The sequence below is a fragment of the Streptomyces sp. BR123 genome, assembly GCF_013401435.1.
Lineage (GTDB): Bacteria > Actinomycetota > Actinomycetes > Streptomycetales > Streptomycetaceae > Streptomyces.
Window position 1 is genome coordinate 1 of the sequence record NZ_JACBGN010000317.1, and the last position, 7,812, is coordinate 7,812.

At 70.1% G+C, this 7,812-nt stretch carries 6 protein-coding genes, 1 tRNA gene and 1 pseudogene; 6 read left to right on the plus strand and 2 right to left on the minus strand.

From position 1 onward, the window contains the following. The 5 genes and pseudogenes from HYE82_RS31085 to HYE82_RS31105 form a co-directional block, all read left to right on the plus strand. Positions 1-320, plus strand: a pseudogene (locus tag HYE82_RS31085) (hypothetical protein); the annotation flags it as partial. Positions 321-331: 11 nt separating this feature from the next. Next, entirely contained in the window at positions 332-1,123 is a 792-nt protein-coding gene (locus HYE82_RS31090; RefSeq protein ID WP_179177536.1) for a hypothetical protein, read from the plus strand. 77 nt (positions 1,124-1,200) lie between these two features. Beyond that, positions 1,201-2,115 (plus strand): bifunctional DNA primase/polymerase, encoded by a 915-nt coding sequence (locus HYE82_RS31095; protein ID WP_256987926.1) that lies wholly within the window; start codon positions 1,201-1,203, stop codon positions 2,113-2,115. Positions 2,116-2,117: 2 nt separating this feature from the next. After that, positions 2,118-3,593 (plus strand): ATP-binding protein, encoded by a 1,476-nt coding sequence (locus HYE82_RS31100; protein ID WP_179177537.1) that lies wholly within the window; start codon positions 2,118-2,120, stop codon positions 3,591-3,593. Between the two features lie 871 nt (positions 3,594-4,464). Further along, on the plus strand, positions 4,465-5,982 hold the full coding sequence (locus HYE82_RS31105; RefSeq protein ID WP_179177538.1) for a LacI family DNA-binding transcriptional regulator: 1,518 nt from the start codon (positions 4,465-4,467) through the stop codon (positions 5,980-5,982). Between the two features lie 119 nt (positions 5,983-6,101). Here HYE82_RS31105 and HYE82_RS31110 read toward each other — a convergent pair. Further along, positions 6,102-6,175: transfer RNA gene (locus tag HYE82_RS31110), tRNA-Pro, on the minus strand. 103 nt (positions 6,176-6,278) lie between these two features. Further along, the gene (locus HYE82_RS31115) at positions 6,279-7,217 is read right to left on the minus strand and encodes a metallophosphoesterase (protein ID WP_179177539.1); all 939 of its coding nucleotides are present in this window, start codon (positions 7,215-7,217) and stop codon (positions 6,279-6,281) included. A gap of 68 nt (positions 7,218-7,285) precedes the next feature. On the opposite strand from HYE82_RS31115, the gene HYE82_RS31120 reads away from it, so the two are divergent. After that, positions 7,286-7,747, plus strand: a complete 462-nt coding sequence (locus HYE82_RS31120) for a GatB/YqeY domain-containing protein (RefSeq protein ID WP_179177540.1) — start codon at positions 7,286-7,288, stop codon at positions 7,745-7,747. Positions 7,748-7,812: the final 65 nt, after the last annotated feature.

The window sequence follows — 7,812 nt, forward strand, 5'->3', positions numbered from 1 at the left end:
CCACCCCCACCGAACCGGCCCCCGCTCCGGCACCCGCGGCCGGGATTCCGGTGTGGGCGAAGACCACCGCGCTCCTCGCCCCGACCGTCGGCGGCGGCATCGGCGCGGCCGGAATCGGAATTTCCTACGCCGTCCCGGGAGTCCTCGCCATGGCCGAAGCCCTCTGGGCCCTCGTCGCACTCATCGCCGCTGGCGCGCTCGCCTCCGTCCTGCTGCGGGGCGGCCGGGGCCGGGCGGCCGGCACCACCACGCACATCACGCAGAACATCACCGCGACCGGTCTCTTCGGCCGTGCGTCCGGCACTTTCCGCAAGGGCTGAGGGGAGAGGCGTTGCGTTTCTACCTGACCACGCATAAGCGGCACTGGGTTCGAGTCACGGCGATACCGCTGTTCTTGAAGTCGGAGCACTTCACCCAGGCCAAGACCCTGACGGCCGCTCTCGGCCCGTACGCGGTCGACTCGGGCGGGTTCACGGAGCTCCAGAAACACGGCCGCTGGACCCGCAGCCCCCAGCAGTACATCCAAGACCTGCGGCGGATCTGGGAGCACGTGGGCCCGTTCGACTGGGCCGCGCCACAGGACTGGATGTGCGAGCCGATCGTCATCGGCGGCGGACAGGCGGGACCGAACCGGTTCGCTGGAACCGGGCTGTCGGTTGCCGAGCACCAGCGGCGGACGGTCGCCAACTACCTCGAACTGCGCTCCCTCGCACCAGACCTCCCGATCATCCCGGTCCTTCAGGGCTGGGAGCTCTCCGACTACGAGCGCTGCCTGGCTCTCTACCAGCAAGCCGGGGTCGACCTCACCCGAGAGCCGACCGTGGGACTCGGGTCGGTATGCCGCCGGCAGTCCACCCGCGAGGGCATCACCATCGTCACCACCCTCGCCAGCTACGGGCTGCGCCTGCACGGTTTCGGGTTCAAAACGCTCGGCCTGGCCAAGGTCGGACACCTCATGGCATCAGCGGACTCCCTCGCTTGGAGCTCCCACGCCCGCCACCGACCCCCACTGCCCGACCACACGCACAAAAACTGCGCCAACTGCCTCCCCTACGCGCTGGCCTGGCGCGACCGCGTCCTCAACGCCCTGCCCACCTGGCAGCAACCGCAACTCGCCACCTAGCCGAAAGGGCGGCCCACTCTCGCCAAAGACCGGGGCCGCCCTCATCCAGCACATTTCACCGAACTGGAGAGTCCAGCATGACCCAACCCGACGACATCCCGCGAGAGCACCGACCCCGCTTACTGGACACGTTCACCCGACAGAATGGCGGCGCGGCGCGCCACCTGCGGACCGCACTGTGGCTTGCGGACATCGGCCTGCCGGCCCTGCCCCTGCGGGAGGGCAAACTGCCCTTCGGGAACTGCCCGGCCTGCACCCGCTCGGCATGCGGCGACCGCCCGCACATGAAGGCGGCCGGGCCCTGCCAGTGCCCCGCCCCCTGCCACGGGTGGGGCGCGGCCACGACCGACCAGCGCGTCCTCACCTCCCCTGCGTGGGCGGGGGCCTGGCGGCAGGCGCACGCCGTCGCGTATCACCCCGGCGGTGCGGGGCTCACCGTCGTGGACCTTGACGACGCGGACGCGGTCGCGTGGGCCCGCGAGAACCTCCCCCCGACGAAGGTTGTGGCGACCACCCGCGGCGAGCACTGGATCTACCGGGGCGCCATGGGCTCGCTTAACGGCGTCCGCAAGGCCGTCGACATCAAGTCCACGATGGTCTATGCCCAGTGGCGTGGACCTGGCACCGGCACCATGGCCGCACTGCCGGACGTCGTACGCGCCCTGGTAGTGAAGGCGCCCACCCCGGTCCGGCCGGTGCCCAGCACCGTGACTGTCCCCGTGCCGGTCGGAGACGGGGACTGCCGTCATCGCTCGCCCGTCTACCTGGAGCGGGGCATCGCCATGGCGGAGCAGCGCATCACCGGGGCGTCCGAGGCCGTCCACAAGACCGTGTACAAGGCGTTCCTCGCCGTGTTGTCCGTCCACGGTCGGTGCGGCTGCCTCACTGACAAGCACATCAAGAGGCTTTTCACCGCCGCGCAGGGAAAGGGCGAGTCCCTGCGGCACTGCGAGGCCGCCTGGGACAACGCCCGAACGAAGCTGGGGATGTAGCCATGCCCGAGGAAGAGAAGACCCCGGCCCGCGAAATCATCACCGACTACGCGCAGGCGCACTTCCGGTACTTCCGCACCATCGAAGGCACCGTGTACGCACAGAAGAACGGCCACCCCGTGGCCCGGCCGATTCGCTCGCAGGGCACGACCGGCAGCCACCGGCAGGAACTCATGGTCGGTCTCTTCAACGACGGGCACGGCGTGTTCAACGGCTCCGCCCTGAAAGAGGCGTTGGACTTGATCGAAGCACTTGCGCTCAGCCAGGACGTACAGGCCACCCACATCCGGGTGGCCCCGGGATTCGACGGCGCGACGTGGCTCGACCTGGGCCGCGACGACGGCCGATCCGTCCGCATCCACCCCACCGGCTGGGACATCCGCATCCCCGACCCAAGGGAGGTGTGCTGGCGGCGCACCCAGCTCACCGGGGAACTGCCCATCCCGGAGAAGGACACCGACGGCAAGGGCATCGACCTCCTGCTGCGGTTGTGCAACTTCGCCAACGCCGAGAGTGAGTGCCTGGCCGTGGCGTGGCTGATCGGCTGCCTGGAGCCGTCCGTGCCCGTTCCCGCGCCGTTCCTCACCGGCCCCCAGGGCGCCGGCAAGTCCACCGGCGGGCGGATGCTGGTGCGGATCATCGAGGGCATGACCGGTGACCTGCGACGGGCACCGAAGGACGAGGAGAACCTGATCACGGCTGTTGCGGCCGGATGGGTCACTGCCCTGGACAACCTTTCCCACCTGCCGCCGGATCTGTCCGACCTGATGTGCTGCATCGTCACCGGCGCCGAGAGCATCAAGCGCGCGCTGTTCAGCGACGGCGACGTCCACCGCTCCCGCTACCGCCGCCCGCTGCTGCTGACCGGCATCGACGTGGGCGTCATCCGCCCCGACCTCGCCGAACGACTCCTCCCCCTCCGGCTGGAGCGGCCCAGGGTGCGGCGGACGGAAGCTGAGCTGTGGGCGGAGTACGCGCAGGTGCTGCCCGTCATCCTCGGCTCGCTCCTGGACCTGACCGTGAAGGTACGGGCCACCGAGGCCGACATCCCCACCGACCTGCGCATGGCCGACTTCGCCCACCTCTGCGCCCAGCTCGACGCGGCCACCGGCCTCGCCTCGCTGACCGCCTACCGGGCCAGCCTCGACGACCTCAACGACGACGTCATCGAAGGCGACCTCCTCGCGCAGACCGTCCTCAAGCACGCCACCGGCCTCGACCCCGGCAAGGAGATCCGGATGGCCTCGACCGAGTGGCTGCACGCCCTCACCCAGCTCTACATCGGTGAGGACTTGCGCCCCCTGCCCAAGGGCTGGCCGACCACCGGCAAGGTCCTCTCCGACCGTCTGAAGCGGCTGCAGCCCACCCTCGCCGCGCGCGGCGTCCTCGTGGACTGGGGCCGCACCAAAGCCGCCCGCTATATCGAGATGACCCGACCGGCCCCACCCGTACCGGTCCAGCCCTACCCGATGTTCTAACCGGACCGGCCGCCGAGCGGCCAGGCACAGGCAAGAAGAGCACCCGGCCCCCGGGCGGGCGTGCTCTTCTTGCCCTTCCGGCGGAACGCCGGCCCCGAAGGGCGTGCCGCTTCGCGGCTCCTTCTTCACGCCTGAAGGCACGCACCACAACAGACACCACCCCCTCTCTTTTCCTAAGAAGAGAGACGCTGCGTCACCCACGTCACCACAAGCCCACGCACCGCCCCTGAGCTGCCCACACAGCGGTGACGCAGACGGCCCCCGGCTGCGTCACCCGCGTCACCCGCGTCACCGGCCCACCTCACCCCAGGGCCCGGGTGACACAGGACGGTGACACACCCCATCCCCCCGTGTCACCGAAAACCGCAGGTCAGGAGCGCGAATGACACAGGCGACGCGGTGACGCAGAAATCCGAGCCTCGGACAGGCGCGCACTTCCCGCATCGTCCAGCACAGCCCGCCGAGAGGACAGGACCAGCCCGTGAAGCGAGACCCGCTGCCCCACCTCTACTACCCGGCCGACGTCGCCAGAGCGCTCGGCAAGTCTGAGTGGTGGGTCAAGGAGCAAGCACGCAACCACCGGATCCCGTATACGAAGCCCGGCCGCGCCTACCGGTTCACGGCCGAGCAGTTCGCAGAGACTCTCCGTCTCTTCGCCGAGGGGTCGACCGGCCCGAGTGTGTCTCCACAGCCCCGGCCCACCTCGGTCCGTGTGATGGGGGCGCCGCCCAAGCTCCCGAGGCCGGCGCCGGCCTCACAGTTGCGGGCACGTCCCCCACGCCGCACCGTCCACCTGAATCAACAGCAGGACGCCGCATAAGACCGCCCCGCCCGGCCAACCCGGGCGGGGCTCACTCGTAGAGAGAGCACTTTGGGATTCGCAGAGAACCGCGGGGAGTACTGGCGCGGGCGGTACAAGATCGCGCCCGGTAAGTACGGCACCGTGGCCGACGAGTACGGCAAGACCATCCGCTTCCGGACGAAGCGCGCCGCCGAGAAGGCGGCCGCCGTGGAGGAGGAGAAAGTCCTCACCGCCGGCCGGGCCACCGTGGCCCCGGAACCCGAGCGGATCACGTTCGGCGACTACGCGAGCAGGTGGTACGAGGGCCAGGACCTCGCCGCCTCCACCATGCAGAACTACCGCCGGCACATCGAGGAGCACCTGCTCCCGCAGTTCGAGGACGCAATCGTCAGCGAGATCACGAAGGGGGAGATCGATGCGTGGGAGCGCAGCGAGCGAGAGCGTGGGTACGCCGCCAGCAGCATCAAGACCTGGCGCGGCACTCTGCACCTGATTCTCGCCGACGCGGTTGACGAGGAACTCCGAGAGTCGAACCCCGCGACCCGCCGCCGGGGCCGCGGCAAGCGGGCCGGTCGATCCCGGAGCCGGGGCCCGGAGAAGGTGGTGACGTCCGCCCTCGGCGTGCTGCTGATCGCCGAGCGGGCTGCTCTGCTGTCCGGCCGGGACGACGAGTTCGTTGGCGTCGTCCTCAAGGGCTACACGGGTATGCGGTGGGGCGAGATCGTCGGCCTGGAGACGGAGTTCATCCGTCCTGCGGCCGTGCGAGTCGAGCACCAGCTGTACGAGCTGGACTCCGGCGAGTTGCACCGCTGCCCGCCGAAGGACGACTCCTATCGGACGATTGATTTGCCGGGCTGGCTCTCGAACCTCCTGGCGGGCCAGATCGCGCGGGCGGGGGAGAAGCCGTGTGATTGCCATGGGCGGCGATACCTGTTCAGTGGGCACGCCGCCGCCAACGGCGCGGCCCGCCGGCCTGGCGCCAAGCTGGCCGACGTGGCGCGCGCGGCCGGGGTCTCCACCGGTACGGTCTCGAACGTGCTGAACCGTCCTGGCGCGGTGGCCGAGGCGACGCGGGCCGTGGTCGAGAAGGCCATGGCCGACCTCGGGTACGTCCGAGCCTGGGCGTCCGGGGAGAACGCGGCGCACTGGAGGCGGAACGGCTTCGCGACCTGGCTGTTCCACCCGGCCGTGACCGGCTGGTACCCGAAGAAGTCGCCGCAGGAAGCGCGCCCGGTGCCGTTGATCGCGGAACCCTGGCCGGGCATCCCGGCCCGAGGCCGGGGCGCCGCCGGCCGTGCCGAGGCGTCGTGGATGCCGATCGCGCCGGGGCTCACGCCCCACGGGCTTCGACACAGCCACAAGACGATGATGGACGAGCTCCGGACGCCCCCCAAGCTCATGGACGAGCGGATGGGGCACGAGGACGGTTCGGTTCAGGCCCGGTACTCGCACATCACGCCCGAGATGCGCCGTGAGCTTCTCCGAGGCCTGACCGAGATGTGGGAGGGCGCACTCGCCATCCGTCGGCGGATGTCGCCGGGGTCGCCCGTGACCGTCCTCGATGCACTGCTGAGGGCAGGAGCGTAGGAGCGGGCCGGGAGCCGTTTCGGCGCAGATTTCTCCCAGGATTCTCCCGAGAGCCCGGGGAGAAACAGTCAGAGCCGGTCTCCTTGGAAGGAGACCGGCTCTGAGCTGGTCTTACTCTGTCGGGGTGGCGGGATTTGAACCCACGACCTCTTCGTCCCGAACGAAGCGCGCTGCCAAGCTGCGCTACACCCCGATCGCCGCCGTTTTTCGGGCTCTCGCCCTGGCGACATCGATTACTTTAGCGGACCCTCGGCCGGAGACGAAATCCGGTTTTCGCGGGCGGGCCCGCGGGGCCGCTAGGCCTTCGGGGCGAGGGTCAGGAGGGTGGCCTCCGGGGGGCAGGCGAAGCGGACCGGGGTGTAGCGGTTGGTGCCGCAGCCTGCGGAAACGTGCAGGTAGGCGCGCCGCTCGCCGGTCTCGTGGGTGGAGAGGCCCTTGACGCGGCCGGTGTCCAGGTCGCAGTTGGTGACGAGGGCCCCGTAGAAGGGGACGCACAGCTGCCCGCCGTGCGTGTGCCCCGCCAGGATCAGCGGGTAGCCGTCCGCCGTGAAGGCCTCCAGGCTGCGCAGGTACGGGGCGTGCACCACGGCGATCGAGAAGTCGGCGTCGGCTTCGGGGCCGCCGGCGACCCGCTCGTAGCGGTCGCGCTTGATGTGCGGGTCGTCGAGGCCGGTGAAGGCCAGTTCCAGCCCGTCGAGCTTGAGCCGGCCCCGCGTGTTGGTGAGGTTCAGCCAGCCCGCCGCGTCGAAGGCGTCCCGCATGCCCTCCCACGGGTTGTGCACGGCGCCGACGACCGGCTTGTTGCCGTTCAGCCCGTGCCGGCCCTGCAGCTTCTCGACCAGGTACCGCCCCGGGTTGCGCAGCCGCGGCCCGTAGTAGTCGTTCGAGCCGAACACGTACACGCCCGGGAACGACATCAGCGGGCCGAGCGCGTCGAGCAGCTCCGGCACGCCCTCCGTGTCGGAGAGGTTGTCGCCGGTGTTCACGACGAAGTCAGGGCGCAGGCCGGCCAGGGACTGCAGCCAGGCGCGCTTCTTGCGCTGGCCGCTGACCATGTGGATGTCCGACACCTGGAGTACGCGCAGCGGGCGCATCCCGGCGGGCAGAACCGGAATCGTGATCCGGCGCAAGCGGAAGGACCGCGCCTCGAATCCGGCGGCATAGGCCACTCCGGCGGCCCCCACCGCCGCGATTCCGGCGGTGACCTTCAGGGGTACTCCGTAACGCGCACGCATGGGGTCATCGTCTCAGACGCGGAAAACCGGAAGGCGACACCGCCCCCGAACCTGGCAGACTCGTGGGCATGACCACGCTCAAGGCCAAGCTGCAGGAAGACCTCACCACCGCGATCAAGGAGCGCAACGAGCTCCACTCCTCCACGCTGCGACTGACCCTCGCCGCGATCACCAAGGAGGAGGTCGCGGGCAAGGAGGCGCGCGTCCTCACCGACGAGGAGGTCCTCACGGTGATCGCCAAGGAGGCGAAGAAGCGCCGCGAGGCCGCGGAGGCGTTCGCCCAGGGCGGCCGCGCCGAGCAGTCCGAGCGGGAGACGGCGGAGGGCGAGTTCCTCGACACCTATCTGCCGAAGCAGCTGACCGACGACGAGCTCGCCGCGATCGTGGCGCAGGCCGTCGAGGAGGCGCGGGCCGCGGGCGCCGAGGGGCCGCGGGCGATGGGTGCGGTCATGAAGATCGTGAAGCCGAAGGTGGCAGGGCTCGCGGAGGGCGGCCGTGTCGCCGCCGCCGTCAAGAAGCACCTTCAGTAGCGGGCAGGACCGTAGCCAGGACAGTTGGAAAGGGGGTGGGCCCCGGTGCCGAACGGCACCGGGGC